Source organism: Thalassolituus sp. UBA6592 (genome assembly GCF_002433655.1).
Lineage (GTDB): Bacteria > Pseudomonadota > Gammaproteobacteria > Pseudomonadales > Oceanobacteraceae > Venatoribacter.
Window position 1 is genome coordinate 15,655 of sequence record NZ_DJIO01000084.1, and the last position, 23,490, is coordinate 39,144.

18 protein-coding genes and 1 pseudogene are annotated in these 23,490 nt (G+C 54.0%); 9 read left to right on the forward strand and 10 right to left on the reverse strand.

What is annotated here, in order from left to right; translation table 11 throughout:
• Positions 1–79 precede the first annotated feature (79 nt).
• The 6 genes from B2Z72_RS08470 to B2Z72_RS08495 form a co-directional block, all read right to left on the reverse strand.
• A complete protein-coding gene (locus tag B2Z72_RS08470) occupies positions 80–1,204 on the reverse strand; it encodes an ABC transporter permease (RefSeq protein WP_296984796.1) in 1,125 nt (374 codons plus the stop codon).
• Positions 1,204–4,008 carry a ribosome-associated ATPase/putative transporter RbbA gene (gene rbbA, locus B2Z72_RS08475; protein WP_296984794.1) on the reverse strand — a complete coding sequence of 935 codons (2,805 nt, stop codon included), beginning with the start codon at positions 4,006–4,008 and terminating at the stop codon, positions 1,204–1,206. Before rbbA ends, B2Z72_RS08470 begins: the two co-directional genes overlap by 1 nt.
• A 41-nt stretch (positions 4,009–4,049) precedes the next feature.
• Complete coding sequence (locus B2Z72_RS08480; RefSeq protein WP_296984793.1) at positions 4,050–5,045, reverse strand: HlyD family secretion protein; 996 nt, start codon at positions 5,043–5,045, stop codon at positions 4,050–4,052.
• A gap of 251 nt (positions 5,046–5,296) precedes the next feature.
• Complete coding sequence (locus tag B2Z72_RS08485) at positions 5,297–6,514, reverse strand: cation:proton antiporter (protein WP_296984791.1); 1,218 nt, start codon at positions 6,512–6,514, stop codon at positions 5,297–5,299.
• Positions 6,515–6,516: 2 nt separating this feature from the next.
• Positions 6,517–6,849: a hypothetical protein gene (locus B2Z72_RS08490; RefSeq protein WP_296984789.1), complete on the reverse strand. Its 333-nt coding sequence runs from the start codon at positions 6,847–6,849 to the stop codon at positions 6,517–6,519.
• A gap of 185 nt (positions 6,850–7,034) precedes the next feature.
• On the reverse strand, positions 7,035–7,577 hold the full coding sequence (locus B2Z72_RS08495) for a hypothetical protein (RefSeq protein ID WP_296984786.1): 543 nt from the start codon (positions 7,575–7,577) through the stop codon (positions 7,035–7,037).
• A 255-nt stretch (positions 7,578–7,832) separates the two neighbouring features.
• On the opposite strand from B2Z72_RS08495, the gene B2Z72_RS08500 reads away from it, so the two are divergent.
• The 6 genes and pseudogenes from B2Z72_RS08500 to B2Z72_RS08525 all read left to right on the forward strand — a co-directional run bounded on the left by B2Z72_RS08500 (position 7,833) and on the right by B2Z72_RS08525 (position 15,029).
• Complete coding sequence (locus tag B2Z72_RS08500) at positions 7,833–9,656, forward strand: DUF3592 domain-containing protein (RefSeq protein WP_297004554.1); 1,824 nt, start codon at positions 7,833–7,835, stop codon at positions 9,654–9,656.
• Between the two features lie 121 nt (positions 9,657–9,777).
• Entirely contained in the window at positions 9,778–11,682 is a 1,905-nt protein-coding gene (locus B2Z72_RS08505) for a transporter substrate-binding domain-containing protein (protein WP_297004556.1), read from the forward strand.
• A gap of 50 nt (positions 11,683–11,732) precedes the next feature.
• On the forward strand, positions 11,733–12,494 hold the full coding sequence (locus B2Z72_RS08510; protein WP_296983378.1) for an SDR family NAD(P)-dependent oxidoreductase: 762 nt from the start codon (positions 11,733–11,735) through the stop codon (positions 12,492–12,494).
• A 110-nt stretch (positions 12,495–12,604) separates the two neighbouring features.
• A pseudogene (locus B2Z72_RS08515) lies at positions 12,605–13,984 on the forward strand (DEAD/DEAH box helicase); the annotation flags it as partial.
• Between the two features lie 438 nt (positions 13,985–14,422).
• Complete coding sequence (locus tag B2Z72_RS08520; protein WP_296983379.1) at positions 14,423–14,731, forward strand: DUF3301 domain-containing protein; 309 nt, start codon at positions 14,423–14,425, stop codon at positions 14,729–14,731.
• Between the two features lie 52 nt (positions 14,732–14,783).
• Positions 14,784–15,029: a GNAT family N-acetyltransferase gene (locus B2Z72_RS08525; RefSeq protein ID WP_296983380.1), complete on the forward strand. Its 246-nt coding sequence runs from the start codon at positions 14,784–14,786 to the stop codon at positions 15,027–15,029.
• A 32-nt stretch (positions 15,030–15,061) separates the two neighbouring features.
• Here the strand turns inward: B2Z72_RS08525 and B2Z72_RS08530 are convergent, their stop codons facing one another.
• A complete protein-coding gene (locus B2Z72_RS08530; protein WP_296983381.1) occupies positions 15,062–15,766 on the reverse strand; it encodes a glutamine amidotransferase-related protein in 705 nt (234 codons plus the stop codon).
• The gene (locus B2Z72_RS08535) at positions 15,767–16,024 is read right to left on the reverse strand and encodes a DUF3820 family protein (protein WP_296983382.1); all 258 of its coding nucleotides are present in this window, start codon (positions 16,022–16,024) and stop codon (positions 15,767–15,769) included.
• A 187-nt stretch (positions 16,025–16,211) separates the two neighbouring features.
• Between B2Z72_RS08535 and B2Z72_RS08540 the strand changes: the two genes are divergently transcribed.
• Both B2Z72_RS08540 and B2Z72_RS08545 read left to right on the forward strand, forming a co-directional pair.
• On the forward strand, positions 16,212–16,871 hold the full coding sequence (locus tag B2Z72_RS08540; protein WP_296983383.1) for a flagellar brake protein: 660 nt from the start codon (positions 16,212–16,214) through the stop codon (positions 16,869–16,871).
• Positions 16,872–16,891: 20 nt separating this feature from the next.
• On the forward strand, positions 16,892–19,543 hold the full coding sequence (locus B2Z72_RS08545) for a putative bifunctional diguanylate cyclase/phosphodiesterase (protein WP_296983384.1): 2,652 nt from the start codon (positions 16,892–16,894) through the stop codon (positions 19,541–19,543).
• 83 nt (positions 19,544–19,626) lie between these two features.
• Here B2Z72_RS08545 and B2Z72_RS08550 read toward each other — a convergent pair whose 3' ends face one another.
• Both B2Z72_RS08550 and B2Z72_RS08555 read right to left on the reverse strand, forming a co-directional pair.
• Positions 19,627–19,908 (reverse strand): pyrimidine/purine nucleoside phosphorylase, encoded by a 282-nt coding sequence (locus B2Z72_RS08550; RefSeq protein ID WP_296983385.1) that lies wholly within the window; start codon positions 19,906–19,908, stop codon positions 19,627–19,629.
• Between the two features lie 127 nt (positions 19,909–20,035).
• Positions 20,036–22,093, reverse strand: a complete 2,058-nt coding sequence (locus B2Z72_RS08555; protein WP_296983386.1) for an ATP-binding protein — start codon at positions 22,091–22,093, stop codon at positions 20,036–20,038.
• 389 nt (positions 22,094–22,482) lie between these two features.
• Here B2Z72_RS08555 and B2Z72_RS08560 point away from each other — a divergent pair.
• On the forward strand, positions 22,483–23,490 hold a 1,008-nt coding region (locus tag B2Z72_RS08560), incomplete at its 3' end, for a DEAD/DEAH box helicase (RefSeq protein WP_297004559.1).

A 23,490-nucleotide genomic window follows, 5' to 3' on the forward strand; every position in this document is an offset into this window, starting at 1 on the left:
ACCCAGTTCTTAACTACTGGCTCTGATCCCTGGCCCTTAACTCCTGGTTTTTAATCCCTGACCCTTAACCCGTGTTTTTTTAACCCATAGTCACGATCGCTTTGCGGAATTTCGCCAGCGCAATGCTGTAAAACACCGCACCGATGCCTGCCAGAATCACCAGCTCCTGCCAGATACTTTCCAGCCCGGCACCACGGTAAAGAATATTCTGCGCCAGGGTAACAAAGTGCGTGGATGGCGAAAACATCATCACCCGCTGCAAAAATACCGGCATGCTTTCCTGTGGCGTCGTACCACCGGACAGCAGGTACATAATGATGACAATCGGGATCAGCAGCAGCGCAAACTGTGCCATGGAGTTGGTCAGAATTCCCAGCATGATCCCCAGCGATGTCACGGAAAACAGATAAAGCACACAGGCAAAGATATACAGCAGCAGTGATCCTTGCACCGGTACGTCCAGCCAGAGCTTCACGACCAGCTGCAGGGATAAGACCGAGGCCACCAGAATCACCAGGCTGTTGGCCCAGATCTTAGCCAGCATAATTTCCGCCGGCGTCACCGGCATCACCAGCAGATGTTCCACAGTACCGTGTTCGCGCTCACGGATCAGCGCCGCACCGGTCAGAATCACTCCCAGAATGGTAATGCTGTTAATCACCTGCATCAGCGAGTTAAACCATACGGACGATGAGTTAGGGTTAAACAGTTTACGGATACGGGTTTTTACTGGCAGCAGATCATCCAGTTGTGTCCCCGGAGACAGAGCATCAATGGCTTCGCGCTGAATAATCTGCTGAATATAGTTCGCACCGTTACCTGCCTGGGCGATGGCGGTGGCATCAACCAGCACCTGAACTTCAGGCTGGCGTCCGGCCAGCACGTCTTTTTCAAAGCGTGGCGGAAACGACACAATAAACAGGTACTCGCCTTTATCCAGTTTTTCTTCAATATCACTGGCGGCTATCTCTACCGGTGTTTTGAACTGCGGCGGTAACAGGGCGGCGGAGATATTACGGGAAAGCGCGGAACGGTCTTCATCGACCACAGCTACTGCGGCATTATTCACATCGTAGTCGACGCCGTTGGCGACGGCATATACGGCGATAGAGAAAATATAAATAATCAGAAAAATCAGCACCGGATCGGAGCGCAGGCTGAACAGTTCTTTTAATCCCAGTTCGGTAACGTTTTTAATATTCATCAGGCTTCCTGCTTCTTCAGACCGAGCCAGGCAAATCCGGTAAACACCAGAATAAAGACCCCGAGCATGACAAAGTTCTGCCACAGTTCCGCCATATCCAGCCCTTTGGTAAAGGAACCAATACTGATCAGCTGATACCAGGATGACGGAAAAGCATTACCGATCAGGTATGCCGGGCCGGACAGCGATGATACCGGTGACAACAGCCCAGAGAAGTTAACCGCCGGCAGAATGCTCAGAATCATGGAAGCGAAAATCGCTGCGACCTGAGTTTTGGTAAAGGTCGACACCACCATGCCGAAGCCTGTGGTGGCAGTAACGTAGAGCAGTGAACCCAACGCCAGAGCAGCCACATTACCGCGCACGGGCAGACCGAATACCACAATGGCCATAACCAACAGTGTGATAAAACTGAGGAAGGAAATCACCACATACGGCGCCTGTTTACCCAGCAGAAACTCCAGCCTTGACACAGGTGTGGAATAAAAATTGGCAATGGAGCCGGTCTCTTTTTCGCGCACAATGCCCACCGCCGTCATCATCGCCGGAATCAGCGCCAGCATCAGCATGATGACGCCGGGAACAATGGCGTAAACGCTTTTAAATGCCTGATTATATTCAAAGCGGTTCTGTACGTTGACCGGGTAAGCTACTGACGTAGCCAGTGAATTTTCCGCGGCGATCTGCTGCAGTTCCTGCAGCAATAATCCCTGAATATAGCCTGAGGTGGTTTCTGCCTTAAACGGCATGGCACCATCAATGGTGATGCCCAGTTCAGGCTCCCAGCCAAGAATAAAATGCTTGCCGAAATCCGGTGGTATTTCTATGAGTAGTGTCAGCTTACCCAGCCGCATGCGTTCAATGGCGTCGGCGTAGGAGGCGGGAGTTTCTTCCTGCTGGAAATAGCGCGAACCCGATAAGCCTTCGGTGAGCAGGCGGCTTTCGCGCGAATGATCGTTATCTATGATGGCGTAGCGGATATTTTCCACGTCAAAGGTGATGCCGTAACCAAAGGTGACCATCAGAATCAGCGGGCCGAACAAAGCAAAGACCAGACGCACCGGATCGCGCTGAATCTCCAGACTTTCACGCCAGGCGTAGGCCCACCAACGGCGGAAATTCAAACCGCGGCTGTGCTGTTGCTGGCTGTGCTGTTGCAGGCGATTCCGGGCTATATCTGCGTCAGCATTCAGAACCTGAGTGTTGTCCGCAGTGTCTGTTTCCTCATCACGGATTCCGGCAGCTTCTTTCAGATAATCAACAAAGGCGTTTTCCAGCGAATCACTGCCACGTTGCTGCGCCAATGCCAGCGGTTTACCCACCGCCAGTACTTTACCGGCGTGCATCAGCGAGATGCGGTCACAGCGTTCTGCTTCGTTCATAAAGTGGGTGGAAATAAAAATGGTCACGCCTTTGTTGCGTGACAGATCCACCAGATGGGTCCAGAACTGATCCCGGGCTACCGGGTCCACGCCTGAGGTCGGCTCATCGAGAATCAGAATATCTGGTTCGTGCAGCACGGCAACCGCCAGCTGCAGACGCTGGCGGATACCCAGAGGCAATTCCGCCGGCAGTTGTTCAGCAATATCCTGCAGACCAAATTCCTGCATCACTGTGTTAATGCGTTGCGCCGATTGCTCATCACCGAGGGCGTACAGTTTGGCGTGCAGCTCGAGATTACGGCGTACGGAAATTTCCGCATACAGTGAAAAACTCTGCGACATATAGCCCACGCGTTTGCGCGTCGCCATATCATCCGGGTCCGGCAGCTGGCCAAACAGGCGTGCTTCTCCGGAAGAAAATGGCAACAGGCCGGTAAGCATCTTCATGGTGGTGGTTTTGCCGCAGCCATTGGAGCCGAGGAAACCGAAAATTTCGCCGCGCTGAATATCAAATGACACATCGTTCACAGCAATAAAATCGCCAAACCGGCGCGTCAGATGCGATGCCTGAATGGCAGGTTCTGCCTGCGCGTCAGTCATGGGTGGCACCACAACCGCTTTGTGCTGGTCGCGTTTTTCCTGTGGTAACAGGGAAATAAACGCGCTCTCCAGCGTATCGCAGCCGGTGCGCTGCAGTAATTCCTGTGGGCTGCCGGTAGCGATAACTTTGCCGTCATCCATGGCTGCCAGCCAGTCAAACTGCTGGGCTTCTTCCATATAGGCGGTGGCCACCAGAACGCTCATCTGTGGGCGCTGCAGACGGATACTGCTGATTAACTGCCAAAACTGCTGGCGCGATAACGGATCCACGCCGGTGGTGGGTTCATCAAGAATCAGCAGATCGGGATCGTGAATTAACGCGCAGCACAGACCTAGTTTCTGTTTCATACCACCGGACAGCTTGCCCGCCGGACGATCAAGAAACGGATCAAGGCCAGTGGCTTTGGTGAGCTGCAGAATGCGGCGTTGTCGCTCTTCTGCGCCCTGACCAAACAGGTTGCCGAAAAAATTCAGATTTTCCGCCACGCTCAGGGTGGGGTAGAGATTTTTGCCAAGCCCCTGCGGCATATAAGCAATGCGCGGCTGGCTGCGGCGGCGATGGCTGGCGTCCTGAATATCACCACCAAGCACTTCGACGCGGTTAACGGCGTCTTCTGTGTTCTGTTTCTGCGCCCCTGGTTTTTCAGCTGGCTGAATTTTACGGGTGCCGGAAATAATCGACAGCAGGGTGGATTTACCGACGCCATCCGGGCCGATAAATCCGGCCATGACACCGGCCGGCACGCGCAGGCTGATGTTATCGGCCGCCAGTGTATCGCCGTAACGATGACTCAGGTTGTGCACAATGGCGATATCAGTCATGCCTTTCTCCGCGCAGGGCCAATGTTATTCGCTGACAGCGTTTATTCACTGACGTTTTCAGGCTGAGGCAGAGGCTTGCTGAGCTCTTCGGTCCATGGGGTATGGGGGTCGGTACGCACATACCCCAGACCGCGGATGCCGGTTTTGACCAGTTCTTCGTAGGTGTGCAGCAGATCCGGGCGGATGCTGAGTTTGACGCGGAACATCAGATTATTGCGTTCTTCACTGGTTTCTACCGATTTCGGCGTGAACTGAGCGTCGGTTGCCACAAAAGAGACCTGCGCCGGAATTACATATTGCGGGATCGGGTCGAGTACCAGTTTGGCTTCGTCGTTAAGGCTGAGTTTGCCGGCCACACTGGCAGGCAGAAATACTGTCATGTAGACGTCAGAGATATCCAGAATGGTGACCACACGGCCCCCGGCAGACAGCACTTCACCGGCCTGGGCCAGCAGATACTGAATGCGGCCATCGCGCGGTGCTTTAATCTCAGTGTCTTCCAGCAGGGTCATCAGTTCCGCACGTGCCGCACGGGCTGCTTCGGTGCTGGCCTCCGCGCGGTTAGCAGTGGCTTTGCTCAGGCGCAGGGCGGCTTTGGCTGAATCGTATTGGGTCTGAGCCTGATCCAGGGTTTCCTGAGGGGCAACGCCTTTGGCGAACATGGATTTGGCGCGTTTCAGATCACTGTCGGCCAGTTTCAGCTGAGCTTCGCGCTGTTCAACACCGGCGTCGGCTTCTTCATAGGCTAATTCGGCGGCGGCAATCTGAGCTTCAGCTTCACGTTTGCGCGCCAGCAGCTGTTGGTTGTCCATGCGTACCAGCAGGTCGCCTTTGTGCACCAGCTGACCTTCTTTCACCAGTACTTCCGCGACCCTGCCAGCGGTTTTGGTGGCTACCTGAACCTGTTCCGCTTCAAGTCGGCCATTGGTGCTGTACAGGCCTTCCGGCAAGGTATTCTGATGGAGAAAATGCCAGCCCAGTGTGGCTCCGGCAATCACAACGATCAGCAGGGGGATAAGCAGCGTCTTTCGATCCATGGGGTGCTCCGGAAATCATCAACTGACAGAACTATAACGGATTTTCTCAGATTCGCTATTGATGAATGTCCTGCCTTTCGCCATTTGTGAAAGAAACAGGCCGATGTTCATCGATCTGAAATATTCGCTGCGCCGGACTGGCTTGTTAAGCGTAACGGTACGGACGTAGCAACTGCATTGTCCACTATTGATAGAAACATTTAAATAGTGACGTGGCAGTGCTGGCGTTCTGGCGGGTAAATATCGCTGGGTTATTGATCTGGCTTACCCGGCACGCGCAGGTTATGGAAGAAGCGGGCGGAAATGCCGTGGATAAAAATACTCAGCAGAATGGTGAGCACCGTAGTGGCAAACAGTTCACGCACCGCCGGGCTTGCCATACCGGTCTGTTCGACGACTAACAGCAGGTAAATAATGCTGGCGATACCACGTGGCCCAAACCAGGATAAAAACAGCCGGGCACGCAGCGGCAGACCTGAGCCGGTGAGGGAAATCAGCACCGGAATAATGCGCATCAGGGTCAGGGCGAATGGTGCGTAGATCAGACTCTTTACGGTAACGTCAGGCAGAGCGTCGGTGACGAAAATCAGACCGAAGAAAAAGAACACCAGCAGGCTGAGTAATTGTCCTTCGGCCTCGCTGAATTCTTTAATGCGTTCCTGCACTCTCTTATAACCCGGGCGCATCAGCAGGCCGGCGACAAAGGCGGCGATAAAGCCGTTGCCGTTCAGGGCTTCGGCACCGGAATAAGCCAGCAGGGCCAGCGCAATGGCCGCCAGACGTTGGTACATGGGAGTTACCAGCTGATAACGACAGGCAATGTGCACCAGCCAGCCGCCGCCGCGACCACTGAGAAAGCCCCACAGTGCGCCGATAACAAACTGCTCGCCAATAAAAGCCAGCCAGTACCAGTGATCAACACTGGCATCGGGTTGTTGCAGGCTGATAAACAGAGCCAGGGCAAAAAGTAATATGGGCAGGGCAATGCCATCGTTCAGGCCGCTTTCTACGGTAATGGAATGGCGCAGGGATTCGTCGATGTCTTTGCGGCCAAAGATGGACTGCGCCAGTGCAGCGTCAGTGGGGGTGAGCATAATCGCCATCAATAATGCCAGCAGCCAGCCACTGGCGAACAGCGCCTGTGCCGCCAGTGTGCCCACGACAATGGTCAGGGGCAGACCCACCGCCAGCAGACGCATGGGCAGAATTTCAAATTTCACCAGATGAGAGAGTTTGATCTGACTGGCGTCGGTAAAGAGGATAATGGCCAGACAGACTTCGGCGAGAAACATCAGGTTATGGCCGTCATCGTCGAAGTTGGCGATGTTAAACACCAGCGGGCCGACCAGAATGCCCAGAGCGGTAAACAACATGGGGGCGGTGAACGCCTGCTGCTCAGTCCAGCGTGACAGCAGGGCATAAGTGAAAACAGCACCGGCAAGAATCAGTGCCATTGGCGTATCAAGCATAATCAGTCATCTTCCCAGATAACGCGTAATGGCTCGCCGAAATCGTCGTAAATAATTTTTTTGCGCGGCTTTTTCGCCCGCGTGGGCGCTGCCGGGCGACGGTTGTTCTGACGTCGTTCTTCTTTGCGCTGATCGAGGGTTTTCATCACGTCGGACAGTGGTGTGCGCGCTTCCCGCGGTTTCTCAAAGCCCAGTGAGCGGTCGTTATAACGGCCATCGACCAGGCCGGTTTCCCCCCGGTCAACCTGGCGCACGGAACCACCGTGATCGAGGAAATCCTGAACTTCCTGATCCAGTTGTTCGCGTATCTCACGTTTGCTCCGATGCTTTTTCATATCAGTGCCGGGGTTAGGTCAAACGGTCAGTATAGAGGATCGTGCGCGAATAAAAATCCCTGTATTTGTTCGCCTGCGGCCAGTCTGCGTCCTTTTCTGCATGGCAAACACGGTTGTTGCTGCGGTGGGGCTCTGTGCGCCGGGCGGCATTAACCTGAGAGCAGGACCAGTCGCTAAACCCGGTGCTAACGCAGACGCTGACCCCTGTGCCGGCGGACAACGAAAAAATAGCGCGCGGTCAGCAGCAGGGCACCGGCCAGATAGATTGCTGCCAGTGACCATTTGCTTGTGGCAGCAACGCCGGCGATGAGCGTCCACGGATCGCTGGCCTGGGACTGCAGTTGCAGCCAGGGTTCGTGAATACTGTTTTCCACCACATCCAGTGCTGCCATCAGGATGGCCGGCAGCAGCAGCCAGGACCAGCGCGGAGACAATTCATTGAGATTCATCAGCCAGCTGGTCAGCGACAGGGCCAGCAGTCCATACCAGACCGGATGAATATGATCGTAAGCGAAGTGCTGCTGCAGTGCGTTTAACTGGGCAGCGGAAATGCTGTTCAGCAGGGCGTTAAACTCCGCGGCGCTGTAACTGAACTGGAACTGAAACAACAGGGCTTCGGCGTTGCCAGCCTGCAGTGTGCGGGCGATCAGGGTCTGGGAAACGATATAAATCAGCAGAAAAATAACAGCAGGCAGCGGATGTCCGAGCCAACGGCGCAAGGCGTTCATAAAAATCCTTTTTATTGTTTGTTGTGATTATTCAGAGCTTTGCTCTGTTTGTATTCTGCTGAGGCTGCCACAAAGTCTGCCGCTTCTCCAGCGTTACCTGACCAGCGTTGCCTGACCAGCTTTGCCCGACCTGATGGGCGGCGGCTTTGTTTTTGCCGGCTGGTGCGACGGCGGTGATTCTGGCAAAGTCCGGTGCATAAGCGTTTGTGTTCAGCAGACAGTTATCAGATATCGCGACTGAAAAGGAAACAGCCAATGCGCAGTGGACGACAGCAAAAACCGGGAGTTAAACAGCGCAGAGGAGGTTGGTTCATTGTTGTATTTGGCGGGATTTTTCTGCTCGCCGGGCTTGCTGTCATCTTCTTTATGGCGCTGTCACCGCTGCTGAAATGGTATGGCAGTCAAAGCTGGCTGCCGGTCAGTGCACAGATCGAAATGCTTGAACTGGATTCCCGCCGCAGCGATAACTCCGATACTTATCGGGTGAATACCCGTTATCGTTTTGATTTTAATGGTGCCAGCTACAGTGGCAGTGACGCCAGTCTTTACGATGGCTACGACAATATCGGCAGCTACTGGCAGGAACTGTACAGTGATCTTAAGCGGCATAAGCAAAGCAATAGTGCTGTTGTCTGGGTTAATCCGCAAAATCCTGATGAGTCTGTGCTGGATCGCAGTATCCGTCCGGTGATGTTGTTGTTCAGCAGTCTGTTCGGTCTGGTGTTTGCTCTGGCCGGAGCCGGCATTATCTGGTTTGGTCGTCGCTCAGGCAGTAAAAGTTCACGTTATGCGGCATTAAGCAGTCTGGCAGATGCCGGTGGTCATGAGGCAACAGCGGCCCGTGCGGCATTCAGTCAGGGCATCCGCAGCAGTGCCCGCAGCAGTTACCGGGTGATGATGGTTGTTGGCATTCCCTTTATTCTGATTTCGTTGCCGATCATGGTCGCAGCCATTCCTGATGCGTTGCGCAGCGGGGATTATGCTGTGCTGCTGGTGCTTATTTTTCCGCTTACCGGGGCTGGCATGGTGTTCGGCGGACTTCGTATGCGCTCCCGGTTTTTGCGCATAGGCGCCACTCCGTTTTTCTGTGATCCGTTGCCTGGCTGCTGTGGTGGCCAGGTGGGCGGCTATTTTGAAGTAAACAGCGGTCGCTTCAGTCAGCGCCCGGAAATACGTTTGTGCTGCATCGATACCTACACCACCGGCAGCGGCAAAAACCGCAGCACGCATCATCGGACTGTGTGGCAGGAAAGTGTCGTGGCAAGCGTTGATATGCTGGCCTCTGGTCAGCGTCTGCGGGCGGTATTTGATGTGCCGGATAATCTGCCGGAAAGTGAACAGACCGAAGGTTGCCGCGGCACTGTCAGTTGGGAAATTCAGTGCGAAGGTCTGCTTAATATGGCAGGTCCGGGGGCGGCAGAAACGATGGAATTTTCCCGCAGCTGGGAGGTGCCGGTGGTACGCGGTCAGCAGCGTTCATCCTGGCAGCCACCGGTCAGTCAGCAGGCGCAGGATCGCAGTGAAAAACAGCAGCGTTCGCTGGAATCAGCTGCACGTCAGATCAGCACCACCGCGAGTGCTGGCGGTTTGTCACTGGACAGCGCGGCAGGGCGCAATAAGGCGGTCTTTTTACCCCTGTTACCCATGGGATTTATATTTGCCGCTGTCGGTGTTTTTCTTACCTGGCAGGCCAGCCTGGAGGGCGGGGCTTTGTGGGTTATGGGGCCGGTGTTTGCATTAATTGGCGGCCTGCTGTTTGTCATTGGTGTGTTTGTACTGGGGCGTGGACTGGAATGTCAGATCGAAGGGCGTCAGGTGACCATCGTACGACGCATGTTTGGTAAACCTTTGTACAGCCGTTCCGCCACGATCCGCTCACCACAGCAGATTCATCTGGATAAGTCGGTGACGGCCACTTCCGGTAAACGACAGACAGATTATTACCGCCTTAAGCTGCACAGTGATGACGGTAAAAAGCTGACGCTGGCAGAAGGTATTGCCGGGCGGGATGCCGCAGAAGCGCTGCGTCAGCGTATTGTTGAGCAGCTGAGCCGTGAGCTGGATGAGGAATTGACCTGATCATCAGATAATTTCCGTGGCGTGGGGTCACAGTAAGGGATATCTTGATTACACTTATATGTGGAAGCATGATCCTTACAGCGCTTGTGAGCGTCATCATGAGTAAGACAGGGAGCAGGGAATGCAGTTGCACGACGAGTTCGAACAACAAAGCCTGAAACTCCGCCAGCGTCTGATGCTGGTGGTTGTGCTGACTACGTTACTTACCGCTTTTTTATCTGTTTCTCTGCATTTCTGGTTCAGCCGCGATATGGCGCTGGAATCCGCGGAAGAACAATATCGTCTGACCGCGACAGCAACACGCAATTATCTTGCGCACATGGACGCAAGTGCAGTGGAAACCGTACAGGTGCTGTCACATTTCCCGGCGCTGATCAAACAGGATAAACAACGCGGCCCTTGGATTAATAATGGCACGCGGGAGTTATTTGCCGAAGTGCTGCGCACTAATCCGGTATTTTATGCACTTTATGTCGGTTTTGATGACGGCGATCTGTTTGAGCTGGTGAACCTGAACAGCAGTGAAGTTATCCGTCGGCAACTGAATGCCACTCCGGCTGACCGTTGGGTTGTTATTGCTGTAGAAGGAGAGGGCGCGCAGCGCCAGCGTCGTTTTGAATATTACAGCCGTGACTTTGAACTCAATTTTTCCCGCTCTGAAAGCAGTGATTATGATGTGCGAGAGCGCATCTGGTTTACCCGGGCCGACGCGCAGGGTGTGAGCAAAACCCGGCCTTATCTGTTTCAGCATCTGCAGGCGCCGGGTCAGAGCTTCGTTAAAAAACTGCCGGGAACGGATCACGTACTGGCACTGGATATTACCTTCTCCACCCTGTCTTCTCACCTGCGCGCACAATCATTAAGTGCTTATGGTGAGCTGTATCTGTACCAGCAGGACGGCAGTCTGCTGGCCAGTAATCACAGCGATAATGCCTATCGCCGGCTGCCGCCGGTGAGCCCGATGAAATTAACTGAGCAGCAGCGTCAGTATGTCAATACGCTGGGAACCCTGCATGTTTCCAATGAAATGGACTGGCTGCCGGTGGATTTTTCCGTCGGTGGTGATCCCAGCGGCTACAGCGTCGATATGATCCGGGTATTGTCACGCATGATCGGTCTGAAAACGGAATTCGTGAATGGTTATAGCTGGGCGGAACTGGTGAATATGTTTAATACCGGCGAGCTGGAAATGCTGCAGCCAGTCGTTGCCATTGATAAAACCCGGGATGAATTAACCCAGCCGGTGATTGATATGCCGTTTGCTTTGGTACGTCGTGCCGATGCGGAAGAAATTACCGATTTAAGCGATCTCAATGGCAAAACTCTGGCGTTAATTGGCGGCTGGTCGATTGTTTCTGTTCTTAATGAAAAATATCCACAAATTAAACTGCAGAGTATGCGTTCCCTGCGCGATGCTTTGCGGGCGGTGGAGCAGGGTAAAGCGGATGCTGCTATCGATGCGGAAGTGGTGTTACGTCAGACGCTGCAGCAGCAGTACATGAAAGGACTGGTGCTGGACACACAGGTGCCGCAATTACTGGATTTACCCCACGCACTGCACATCCGTGTGCGTCCTGAACTGGCACCGCTGAAAGAGATTCTGGATCAGGCTATTGCTGCTGTACCGGCCTCTTCACGGGAATTTCTGCGGCAGAAATGGTTCGCCGAAAGTGAAGTGATAAAACCGGCGAAAATGGCGGTTGTACCCTATCGCCATCTGCAGTTGCTGACGGAAAACCCACAGGGACTGGAGCGGGTTGAGCGGGTGCTTCTTAACGGCCGGGAATATTTTTCTTTTGCTTCCGTGTTTACCCGGGCGCAGAACCCGCCGGAATATTTTGCGCTGGTGATCCCTGCGGAGCAGGTCTACGCCAGATCAATGAAACATTTATGGTTGTCTGTAATCATAATTGCGGCCGTTCTGTTAATTGCAGTGCCTGTGATTCTGGTGCTGTTTGTTGTACGTCCGTTTGAACGCATCGCACAAAAACAGTATGAGCAGAACGATTCCGATTACATGATCTGAGGTTTGCAGTGCAGGCGCTGCGTCCCGGACATTAACCAAAGGATGTGAATATGATCGATTACCAGCTGCAGGGCAAAAAAGCCATGATTACCGGCGGTGCTTCCGGCATTGGTCTGGCGACGGCTCAGGTACTGGCAGCGTCCGGTGCGGCGATTGCCCTGTGGGACCTGTCAGAAGACGCATTGCAGGCAGCCAAAGCACAGATCACCGCAGATTATGATGTGCCCTGTATTACCCAGGTGGTGGATGTCAGCGATGCTGCTGCTGTTCAGGCGGCCATGGATAACACGGTCGCAGCGCTGGGCGGACTGGATATTGCCGTAAACAATGCGGGGATCGGTGGTCCTTCAGCGAAATCCGGTGACTACACCATCGACGACTGGAACAAGGTTATTAACATCAATCTGAACGGAGTCTTTTATTGTCAGCATGCGGCCATCAATGCCATGCGCGGGCAGAAATCCGGTGCCATTATTAATATGGCGTCGATTCTCGGTCAGGTTGCCTTCCCACAATCTCCGGCCTATGTCGCTGCCAAACACGGTGTGGTGGGCATGACCAAAGCCGCAGCCTGGGAACATGCAGAAGACGGTATCCGCATCAATTCGGTCGGACCCGCCTTTATTCATACTCCGCTGGTGGATAATGGCCTGCCAGCGGAAGTGGTGCAGATGCTGGAAAGCAAGCACGCGCTGGGCCGTCTGGGTAAACCGGAAGAAGTTGCTTATCTGGTGGCCTGGCTGGTCAGCGATGCGGCGTCTTTTGTTACCGGTGCCTATTATCCGGTAGACGCCGGTTATCTGGCTGTGTGACAGGCGTTACACAAACGGCAGCTGCGCTGGACGGGGCAGCTGTCTTCCAGTAGAGTGCGCGGCTCTACCCTTATTCATTCCTCTTTTTTGCCGTTCCGGCTGCCTTTTTAATGACTTTATTCTCCGATCTGGATCTGTGTGATCCAATTCTGCGGGCTGTTTCCGAACAGGGCTACAGCACTCCTTCACCGGTACAGGCGCAGGCAATTCCTGCGGTATTGGCCGGACGCGATGTAATGGCTGCGGCGCAGACAGGTACCGGTAAAACCGCTGGTTTTACTCTGCCTATGCTGCAGCGCCTGCAATCCGGTAAACGCGCCGGTGCTAACCGTATCCGTGCGCTGGTACTGACGCCAACCCGTGAACTGGCAGCTCAGGTAGGCGAAAACGTGGTGCAGTACAGCCAGTATCTGCAACTGAACAGCACCGTGGTGTTTGGCGGTGTGGGTATCAACCCGCAGATGAAAGCCCTGCGTGGTGGTGTCGATGTGCTGGTAGCCTGCCCGGGGCGTCTGCTGGATCTGTATCAGCAGAACGCTGTGCGTTTCGATCAGGTGGAATTTCTGGTTCTGGATGAAGCGGACCGTATGCTGGATATGGGCTTTATTCATGACATTAAAAAGATTCTGAAGCTGCTGCCGGCCAAACGCCAGAATCTGCTGTTTTCTGCGACCTTTTCCAAAGAGATCCGCGATCTGGCCAAAGGTCTGGTCAATGATCCGGTGGAAATCGATGTCAGCCCACGTAACAGCACGGCGCATACCATTGAACAATGGCTGGTGCCGGCGGATAAAAAGCAGAAGTCAGCTTTGCTGACACGCCTGTTGCAGGACAACAAATGGCATCAGGTATTGGTGTTTACCCGCACCAAGCACGGCGCCAACCGCCTTGCTACGCATCTGGAAAAGAACAATATCCGTGCTGCGGCGATTCACGGCAATAAGAGTCAGGGCGCACGTACCCGCGCACTGGCAGAGTTTAAGTCCGGTGATATCGCCGTACTGGTGGCCACGGATATCGCTGCCCGCGGTCTGGATATTGAACAGCTGCCGTACGTGGTGAACTTCGAATTACCGAATGTTGCGGCGGACTATGTCCACCGTATTGGCCGTACCGGGCGTGCCGGGGCCAGTGGTCAGGCGCTGTCGCTGGTTTGTGCAGAAGAACTGGAAGATCTGGAAGGCATTGAAGGCCTGATCGGTAAAGAGATTGAGCGTCGTACCCTTGCCGGTTTTGAACCTGTGGTGGCGCTGCCGGTGTCCCGTCCGCGTAAACCGAAAAAACCTAAGAAGGCAAAAGCACCGCGTACAGACGATCAGCAGCGCAGTGCCGACAACCGCGGCGGGCAAGGTCGCAATGGCCAAGGTCGCAGTGAACAGGGACGCAATGAACAGGGTCGGAAGAACAATGCCCGGCGCGGTGACAAAGCCCGTAACGGTAACAAGAGTGAACATAACGCGGCGAACAATGGCAACCGCAGCCGCCGTGGTGGTGCACAAAAGCCGACTGATAAAACGTCAGCTGATGGTCAGGAAAAACGCCAGCAGCAGCGCGGCGGTAAGCCTGCTCAGAATGCATCCGGCAATAACGGTGCGGACAATAATCGTTCAGACAGCCGTCGTCAGGAGCGCCGTTCTGACAGCAGCCGTTCAGAAAACAGCCGTGCCGAAAACAGCCGTCGCCCGCAGAAGCGTCCGGCAGCGAACAGTGCCGATGCTCAGTCGCAGCCTGCCAAAGCAGCTGCTCCAGCCAAAGCAGCGGTGAATCCGTATGGCATGGTGGCACCGGAAAAACCGGCAGAGGAACGTCAGCAGGGAACTCTGCGCCGCAGCCAGCGCCGTAAGCCTTCCTGATCCCGTCTTTGACAGCATTTCCGCAGGGAAGCGGAGTGCTGTTATCATGCCTCCGACCTTACGCGGAGATTCCTTATGCTTGGCTGGCTGTATTTTCTCACTGCCTGTGTTCTGTTGTACCTGTTCTGGAACCGCCAGCAACAGGCGAAAAGTATGGCGCTAAAAGCCGTGCGCAAACACTGCCAGCAGGAAGATGTGCAGTTACTGGATGACACTCTGGTGATGTCCGGCATGGCTGTGCGCCGTGGTCCGGGTGGCTGGCGTCTGCACCGTGAGTTCCGCTTTGAATTTTCCTCTACCGGCGACGAGCGTTATGAAGGCAAGGTAACTCTGGCCGGGCGCCATATTATTGGTCTGCGTCTGCAGGCTCATCGCATTCACTGATGTACTGTATTGACTGACGCACTGTCTTTTTGAACGGCAGCCAGGAGTATTTATGAGCGATTACACGATTGAACATCAACCGGCGCAGAGCCGCTTTGTGTTGCTGAAAGACGCTAAGGAATGCGTGCTGGATTACAGCATCAGAGGTACTCAGATTGATTTTACCCACACCTATGTACCCTTTGGTCTGCGTGGGCAGGGGTTGGCGGAAGTGCTGGTGGAAGCCGGGCTGAGCTGGGCCAGAGAACAGAATTATTCGCTGGCAGCCAGCTGCTGGTACGTGCAGAAATTTCTCTGACGGACAGCTGTTTAAGACAGTCCGGACAGTGTTCAGAGACGGATCAGTTCCAGCACCCAGCGACCGGCGGTTTCCGCTTCGGTCGGCTGCGACAGCGTCGCCATCCCCTGATCAAAAACCGCCGGGCCGATACAATCACGGCGGCGTGGCAGCAGACGTTCGGTAAACTCCACGGTAAATTCCGGATGCCCCTGAAATGACAGCACCTGATTGCCGATATAAAAACCGGCATTTTCACAGAAGTCGCTGCTGAGCAGACGGCGCGCACCCTGCGGCAGAATTTCCACCTGATCACGGTGGCTGTAGATCAGACGCAGATGACTGAGGTCGTCATTGACCCAGACCGGATGCTGAACCACGCGGGTGGTATGAACCCCAATCCCCCAGCCTTTCGGACTGCGCGCGGCATGACCGCCCAGCGAATGTGCCAGCAGCTGATGGCCAAAGCAGATGCCAATCATTTTTTCGCCGTTGGCGAACGCCTGCTGAACCCAGTTGCGCAGTGGCGGAATCCACAGCAGGTCTTCGTATACACCGGCTTTGGAGCCGGTAATCAGATAGGCATCGCACTCACCGGGTGTGGTAGGCAACTCGCCCTGCTGAACCTGATAAAAACGGAAATTCAGGTCTGCCCCCAGCGACGTAAAAAACCGCCGGAACATATTGCCGTAGGAGCGGTAGTCGTCCAGCAGATCCGGGTACAGGGTGTCAGTTTCTAAAAATCCCAGGGTTTTCATTCAGTGCAGTTTATCCTCTGATGTCGCAGCTGATTGCGGTATGGCTTTTTCGCGGATGGGTTTCAGTACGCCTTCCAGCCCGTTAATTTTGATCTCCAGTGCCAGTGCCAGCAACATCCCCAGCTGTCCTTCCGGAAAACCTTTCTTGCTGAACCACAGCAGGTACTCTTCGGGCAGGTCGATCAATACTTTGCCCTGATACTTGCCAAACGGCATGGTGACTGTAACCAGCCTGACCAGATCTGTCTTATCAAACACCGTAAACCATCCCGTAACGACTGAAACAATATGATGAACATCTGTGCTTTTTACTGCAAGCCACACGTTCCTGTTCTGGTGGTCTACACTTTCCCAATGATGTCTGGTTTGTCATTAGTCTTCAGCTGATAACACCGGGACAGTAGTAATAACCGACAATTGGATGTGGATTTGCCGGATGACCCTAATGACTGCGGAAAAGAAAGAAGTCCGCTTTGAAGACCTGCGCTTATTGCCCGGGCAGGCGCTGCAGCTGGAAATCGAAGGGTATACCAACGACCGTGATCGTTCCGTATTGGTGGGTTATCGGGCCGGCAACGGGCTTATTGTAACGACGCCGGTGATAAACGGCGCGCCTATGTCGCTGCGCCTCGGAACGCCGCTGAACGTGCGTCTGTTCGCTACCCAGATGAACTGTGCCTGTGCTTTCCATACCGAAGTCGTGCACATCGCCCGTGCTCCCTATGCCCATCTGCATCTTGCTCAGCCCAAAGCGCTGGCGCTGGGTGAGGTGCGCTCCAGCGTGCGCGCCCGGGTGAATCTGATCGCCTCCATGCATTTCGGCACGGACCTTAAGGAGAAAAAATCCGCCAGAGTCCGTGATATCAGTCTCGGCGGTGCCAGCGTGCTGGCAAAAGATGCAGCGGTTATGCGTGATGAACCGGTGCGTCTTGTCGCCATGCTGCAGATCAGTGGTGTGGAGCGGCTGGTGAATCTCGACGGTATTGTCCGCTCTGTTCAACCGGAAGAATCCGGTATCCGCCTGGGTATTCAGTTCAGCGGACTGAACGATAACGACAAAATTTCTTTGCAGGCTTATGTGCTGTCACATGTTTATTTCCAATAGCCCCAATCAGGAGTGCTTGTATGACTGGGTCTCAGCTTCATGGTGTGCCGCAGAATGATTGCGGAAAATGGAAACAGGCACAGCTTAATGTCACAGAGTATGTACAGGACCCGGTCAGGAATACACCGCGTATGGAATTATTAATATCGCGCCTGATCCGCCATTTTCTGCGGACGACACCGGACACTCTGGTTCAGGATATCCGTTCAGCATTACATGAAGTCGGGCAACGATTTAAGTGTCCGGCCATTGTTATGCTGGTCTGTCGCGAAGGCCGTTGTATAGAGCCAATCCGCATTGCCATTGATGCCGCCAGCGCAGCCTGTGCGGAGGAAAAATCCAAACGCCTTGCGGATATCTGTGATCATTGGCTGATGTATGAAAAGCAAGTGCTGGCGGATGAAGGTCAGCGTGGTGAAAATCCAGCCCTTGATGCCATTTTTCAGGCATTGGAAACGCCATCCTTTCTGCTCATACCGGTTGCGCAGGATAACGATATTTTTGGTGCTCTGTTTCTTTCGTTTGATGCCAATAGTGAAATTCCGGAGCCTTACGAGCGCCAGTTGCTGAATGCGTTTCTGGAGTTGTGTTATGTGGTGTCCGAGCGTATTGCTGTGTTCAGTGAACTGCAGAAACGCGAGGAATTACTGGCGCATACCGAAGCCATTGCCGGTATTGGCAGCTGGAATGAAAACTATGAAACCCAGTCGATTTATTTCACCCGTGAAGCGGCACGGATTTTTGGTGTAGCGGAAGGTGTTACGCGAATTACCCGCGATGATTATATTAACTTCATCCACCCCGACGATAAGCTGGCGGTCATGGAGCGCTTTCAGACGAGTCTGACCGAGCCGGAAACCTTTGATGGCTGCTACCGGATTATTACTTCCGCCGGACAACAGAAAGTTATCCGCGCACTGGCAAAAACCACGTTTGATGAACAGGGCGGGATTATCGGCCGCAGTGGTATGGTGCAGGATATTACCGAGCAGACACGCAAAGAGCAGAGTCTGATTCTTGCCTCGCGGGTGTATGAGTCGATTATTGAAGGTGTGGTTATCACCGACAGTAAAGGCATTATTAACGGCGTTAACCCGGCATTCAGTAAAATTACCGGGTACAGTAAAACCGAAGTGCTGGGTGAGCCGGTATCCGTGCTGGATAACCGTGAGCCGGACCGGATGTTTATGCACAGCGTGATCCGCAGCTGCATCCGTCAGGGCTATTGGCATGGAGAGGTCTGGAACCGGCGTAAAAGTGGTGAAGCGTTTCCGCAGAGTCTGACCATCACCTGCATCCGTAATGAAAAAAATAAAATTCAGAGTTTTATTGGTGTATTTGAAGATACCAGTCAGATCCGTCAGTCAGAGAAAAAGCTCGATTTTCTGGCCAATAATGATTCTCTGACCGGCTTGCCGAACCGCACCTCTGTGCAGGTTGAAGTGGATAAATGCCTGATCCGTGCCGCTGAAAAACACAGTCGTGTGGCCCTGCTGTATATCGATCTGGATCACTTTAAACACATCAATGACAGCCTTGGCCATCCGGCCGGTGACCGCCTGTTGCGTATCTGTGCTCAGCGTCTGCGCGGGCGGCTGCGTGAAACAGATATCGTCGCCCGTCTTGGCGGCGATGAATTTCTGGTGGTGCTGAATAACGTTGTCGACGACGATCAGATCCGCTGGGTGACGGGTATGCTGCAGCAGCTGTTGTCGCAGCCCTATGATATTGGCCTGAATCAGGAGCTGTTTGTCGGTGTCAGTATCGGTGTCAGTGTCTACCCGGATCACGGTGCGGATGCCATTCCGCTGTTGAGCAATGCCGAAGTGGCTATGTACCACGCCAAAAATTCCGGCCGTAATCATTACTGCTATTACAGTTCTGAGCTGACTCAGGCCGCCAATGACCGCCTTGAGCTTGGCTCGCAGCTGCGCCAGGCACTGAAAAAAGAAACCGAACTGGAATTGTGGTTTCAGCCGCAGATGGATGCGCGCAGTGAACGGCTGATCGGAGCTGAGGCGCTGATCCGCTGGAATCACCCGCAGCAGGGGCTGATTTTTCCGGATCGTTTTCTGCCGGTGGCCGAGGACGCCGGTTTGATAACTGCACTGGATTACTGGGTACTGCAGAGTGCCTGCTGTCGTTTGGCTCAGTGGCAGTCGCGGGGTTACGATCCCATTGTGCTGGCGGTAAATATCACGCAACCGACCTTTATTTCCGGTGGTCTGGTGGAACACCTGTCGGCGTTGCTGAAATATTACCGCCTGAATCCTAAGTGGCTGGAGCTGGAAATTACCGAAGGTGCGCTGCTGAAACCGACCCCCGGTGTGATGAACACCATCGCTGGCATAAAAGAGCTGGGTATTTCTCTGGCGGTGGATGATTTTGGTACCGGTTATTCGTCACTGGCGTATCTGCACCGTTACCGTGTCGATAAATTAAAAATCGACCGCAGTTTTATCAGTACGCTGGAGGACGAAGAAGAAGAGGGACGGATTATTACCCGTACCATTCTTAATCTGGCTGAGGGGCTGGGCCTTAAGGTATTGGCAGAAGGTGTCGAGACGCAGGGGCAACTTAAATTTATGCAGGAAAATGGCTGTCATACCTTTCAGGGGTATTACTTCTCAAAACCCCTGTGCCATAAAGAATTCAGCCTCTGGATCCGCTAGCGGACAGAGGCTGATCTGTGCTGAATAAGTGCTGACTTATTCAGACTGAACCCGGGGGCTCAGTTGCTTATTCGCTCAGTTGCTTATTCGTAAGTGCAGAAGTAAGCAACCTGGCCCTGAGTTTTAACGCCGAACTTCACGTTGGCAGCAACTTCAAAAGATTCGCCCTGAGCAAAGGTTTTCCACTCGGTTTCACCTGGCAGCAGAACGTCCATTGAACCGGACACAAGGGTCATCACTTCTTTTTTGCTGGTGCCGAATTCGTAGTCACCGGCTTCCATCACACCAACGGTGGCAGGCAGGGTTTCGGTCTGCAGGGCGATGGATTTTACGTTGCCGTCAAAATATTCGTTTACTGTAAGCACCTTGGGAGCTCCGTCTTGATGAAAAGAGCGCCGATTATACGCTTTCATGCGCGCCGGGCAATCGGTCGCCGTACTGGCCTATTGTTGTCCGTCGGGCGACAGGAATGACAGTTCAGCTGCACGGCCTTCAGCTGGCAGCGCTGATGCGCAGCGGCAGAATGATGGTGAACTCGGTGCCCTGGCCCGGCGCACTGGTAACAGACACACTGCCTTTCAGCTGATTAATGATCAGATCCTGAATGATAAAGGCGCCCAGCCCGCTGCCACCATGATCAGGCCGGGTGGTAAAGAAGGGATTGAAAACGCGCTGACACACTTCTTCTTTCATGCCCTGACCATCATCACGGAAGACAATAACGGCGTTGTCCTCACGCTCTGACACTTCAATGGTGATATGGCCCGGGTGATTGCGGTCATCCTGCTCCGCGGGAAAGGCGTGGGTGAGTGAGTTCATCAGCAGATTGGTGATTACCTGCGCCAGTGCGCCCGGATAGGTTGTGGTTATAACCGACTGGCTGCATTTCAGCTCCACTTCCACAGGGCGGTATTTATAGCCCGGGCGCAGCGAGGTAATGATGCTGTTGATGTAGTCACAGAGTTCGAAATCACGCTTCTGTTCGCTGGCCTGATCTACCGCCACCTGTTTGAAACGGGTGATCAGATCTGCAGCGCGGCGCAGGTTTTCGGCGGCGATACTGATGCCTTCACTGGAGTATTCAACGTATTCGTTGAAGTGGTCGCGGCTCAGGCGGTTCTGGTTAAACAGGGTTTTCAGTTCTTCCAGCTGTTCTTCCATGGCACTGACGGCCGTGACACTGATGCCCAGCGGCGTATTAATTTCATGGGCCAGACCAGCAACAATGTCGCCCAGAGCTGCGTGTTTCTCCATATCAACCAGCTGTTTCTGCGTCAGCTTCAGAATACGCAGTGATTCGGTGACTTCGCGGTTTTTCTCTGCCAGCTCGGCGGTGCGTTCCACTACTTTCTGTTCCAGAGTGGCGTTCAGCTCTTCTGACCGGCGTTTTTCTTTCTGCAGTTCTGTGTTGGTACGGTTCAGCCGGCCGGTAAATTCCACCACCTGTTTTCCCAGACGGTTGAAGGTATCAATGATCTGGGTGAATTCGTTACGGGATTCGGTATTGAGTGGCGAAAAGGTAATCTGACCACTGCCGCTGTCAAAGCGGATGGATGTGCGCAGCGCCGTCAGAATGCGGTCCAGCGGGCGGAAAAGCAGTTCAAGGGTGATCAGCATAATGGTTACAAAGGCGATCACCAGAATGGTGTTTACCATCATGGTTTTTGACAGGGTGCCTTCAACCAGATCGTACAGTTCTTCCTGCGGAATGCAGACCGCCAGAATCAGACCGGTGCGGGAGCGCGCAGCGTACAGGTAGTCACCATTGTCGGTCGGTAGCTGCTGCACGCGCATGCTGCTGTCGAGGCGGGCAAACGGATCAATCATGGACAGGCGGCTGTCACCCAGATATTCATTCATGCGCGGTGAGTAGAGTATGGGCTTGCTGTCCTGCGTGACTTTCATATTCTGCAGGCTGCCCATCACCTGGGGCAGTGCCCAGTCGACACTGGCGACGCCCAGCAGTTTCTGGTCATCATCGTACATCGGAGAAACCACTTTCATGGTCCATTGTCCGCTCTCGTTGACGTAGGGCGCGGTCCAGTAAAAATAGTCGGGGCGGTGCTCGGTGCGCGGCCAGTTATCCGGTATGCCAAGCTGATACCACCAGGAGCTGGCGTATCCGGCTTCGTAGTCCCAGGTAAACGACAGGCCAATATCGCTGCGGAATACATAGGCGCCGATAAATTCTTCATCAGGGGAGAGGGAGTAGGGCTCGTACCAGACGCCACCACCCACGGCATCAGGAAAAGACGCGAAGGTACGTAACAGCAGGCGCTGCAGTTTATTGCGGATATCCTGCGCCTGCTGTTCATGGTGGTATTCGCCGAAATGCTCACCACCACGGGCCAGACCGGCGGCGGTGCGTTCCATCTGCGACGACAGTGCGTCCATCTGGCTGACCGTGGCTTTCAGCGATGCCATCACCTGGGAACGGTTGAATTCGACGATGCCTTCATGGGCGCGCTGGTTATAATTCAGCAGCAGAGCGGCAAACCCCATTACCTGAAGCAAAACAACTGTCAGTAAAATACGGAATTTGATACTCATACTGCGGCAACGGCTCCTGCATAATTGCTTATTCAGTCTTTACAAGATTAGCACCTGCGCTGCCTGCGGCGTAGCGATAATCGGCAATGCTGCCTGGCTGACAGGCCGGTTTCCGGGGTGATCCAGAAGGATTTTACGTATCAGGTGGAAGCGGCTGATACCAGTGTGCGGCCAATGTACCTGTCCTAACTGTCGGTCAGCGGTAATATCACAGAAAAACCTGCCTGGATGGACAAAATTCACGCGACATAGCATTTTCTTTCCTGTATAGTCCGCGACCCCTTTCAAGAATTGATGAGTCGGGCCCCGCCGTGTAAGCAAACGCGAATGAAAAGCAGCTGGCTTTTCGGAACGGCAACGCCCTTCCTTCCTTTGCACACAGGTACAATATGTCCGATACAAACTCTACAGGCTTTGCGAGCCTGGGTCTTCCTTTTCCTGTTCTCCGTACTCTGGAGGAACTGGGTTACGAAGCACCATCCCCAATTCAGGCCAACAGCATTCCTCCTCTGCTGGAAGGACGTGACGTGCTGGGTATGGCGCAGACTGGTACCGGTAAAACCGCTGCCTTCGCTCTGCCGCTGCTGACCCGCACTCAGGCTGACTTCAATACTCCTCAGGTACTCTGTCTGGCGCCAACCCGTGAGCTGGCGCAGCAGGTTGCCGAAGCGGTTAAAACCTACAGCAAATACATTCCGGGTATTAACGTGTCTGCCATCTATGGTGGTTCAGATTACGGCTCGCAGCTGCGTGAACTGAAGCGCGGTCCGCAGTGGGTTGTTGGTACGCCGGGCCGTGTTATGGATCACCTGCGTCGTGGCACCCTGAACCTGGCCGATATCAAGGCCGTTGTTCTGGACGAAGCCGACGAAATGCTGCGCATGGGCTTTATCGATGACGTTAACTGGATTCTGGAACAGACTCCGCGTTCACGCCAGGTAGCTCTGTTCTCGGCGACCATGCCACGTGAAATTCAGAAGGTTGCAGAAACCCATCTGAACGATCCGGTGGAAGTAAAAATTCAGGCGAAAACCACCACCAACGACCGTATCCGTCAGCGTTACTGGTTTGTTGGCGGCGTGCATAAAAACGATGCACTGATGCGTATTGCTGAAACCGAAGACTTCGATGCCATGATGGTGTTCGTACGTACCAAACAGGCAACTGAAGAAGTATCCGATTTTATGTCGGCCAACGGTTTTAAATCCGCACCACTGAACGGCGATATTCCGCAGGCTCTGCGCGAAAAAGCGGTAGAAAAGCTGAAAGCCGGTCAGCTGGATATTATTGTTGCGACTGACGTTGCAGCCCGTGGTCTGGACGTTGAACGTATCAGTCACGTTATTAACTACGACATTCCGTCAGACACCGAGTCTTACGTACACCGTATCGGCCGT

Coding starts and splice junctions, on each gene's coding strand:
- B2Z72_RS08510 (WP_296983378.1), top strand. CDS start 11,733: ATGATCGATTACCAGCTGCAGGGCAAAAAAGCCATGATTACCGGCGGT.
- B2Z72_RS08530 (WP_296983381.1), bottom strand. CDS start 15,766: ATGAAAACCCTGGGATTTTTAGAAACTGACACCCTGTACCCGGATCTG.
- B2Z72_RS08540 (WP_296983383.1), top strand. CDS start 16,212: ATGACTGCGGAAAAGAAAGAAGTCCGCTTTGAAGACCTGCGCTTATTG.
- B2Z72_RS08500 (WP_297004554.1), top strand. CDS start 7,833: ATGCGCAGTGGACGACAGCAAAAACCGGGAGTTAAACAGCGCAGAGGA.
- B2Z72_RS08555 (WP_296983386.1), bottom strand. CDS start 22,093: ATGAGTATCAAATTCCGTATTTTACTGACAGTTGTTTTGCTTCAGGTA.
- B2Z72_RS08545 (WP_296983384.1), top strand. CDS start 16,892: ATGACTGGGTCTCAGCTTCATGGTGTGCCGCAGAATGATTGCGGAAAA.
- B2Z72_RS08470 (WP_296984796.1), bottom strand. CDS start 1,204: ATGAATATTAAAAACGTTACCGAACTGGGATTAAAAGAACTGTTCAGC.
- B2Z72_RS08490 (WP_296984789.1), bottom strand. CDS start 6,849: ATGAAAAAGCATCGGAGCAAACGTGAGATACGCGAACAACTGGATCAG.
- B2Z72_RS08485 (WP_296984791.1), bottom strand. CDS start 6,514: ATGCTTGATACGCCAATGGCACTGATTCTTGCCGGTGCTGTTTTCACT.
- B2Z72_RS08525 (WP_296983380.1), top strand. CDS start 14,784: ATGAGCGATTACACGATTGAACATCAACCGGCGCAGAGCCGCTTTGTG.
- B2Z72_RS08505 (WP_297004556.1), top strand. CDS start 9,778: ATGCAGTTGCACGACGAGTTCGAACAACAAAGCCTGAAACTCCGCCAG.
- B2Z72_RS08495 (WP_296984786.1), bottom strand. CDS start 7,577: ATGAACGCCTTGCGCCGTTGGCTCGGACATCCGCTGCCTGCTGTTATT.
- rbbA (WP_296984794.1), bottom strand. CDS start 4,008: ATGACTGATATCGCCATTGTGCACAACCTGAGTCATCGTTACGGCGAT.
- B2Z72_RS08480 (WP_296984793.1), bottom strand. CDS start 5,045: ATGGATCGAAAGACGCTGCTTATCCCCCTGCTGATCGTTGTGATTGCC.
- B2Z72_RS08520 (WP_296983379.1), top strand. CDS start 14,423: ATGCTTGGCTGGCTGTATTTTCTCACTGCCTGTGTTCTGTTGTACCTG.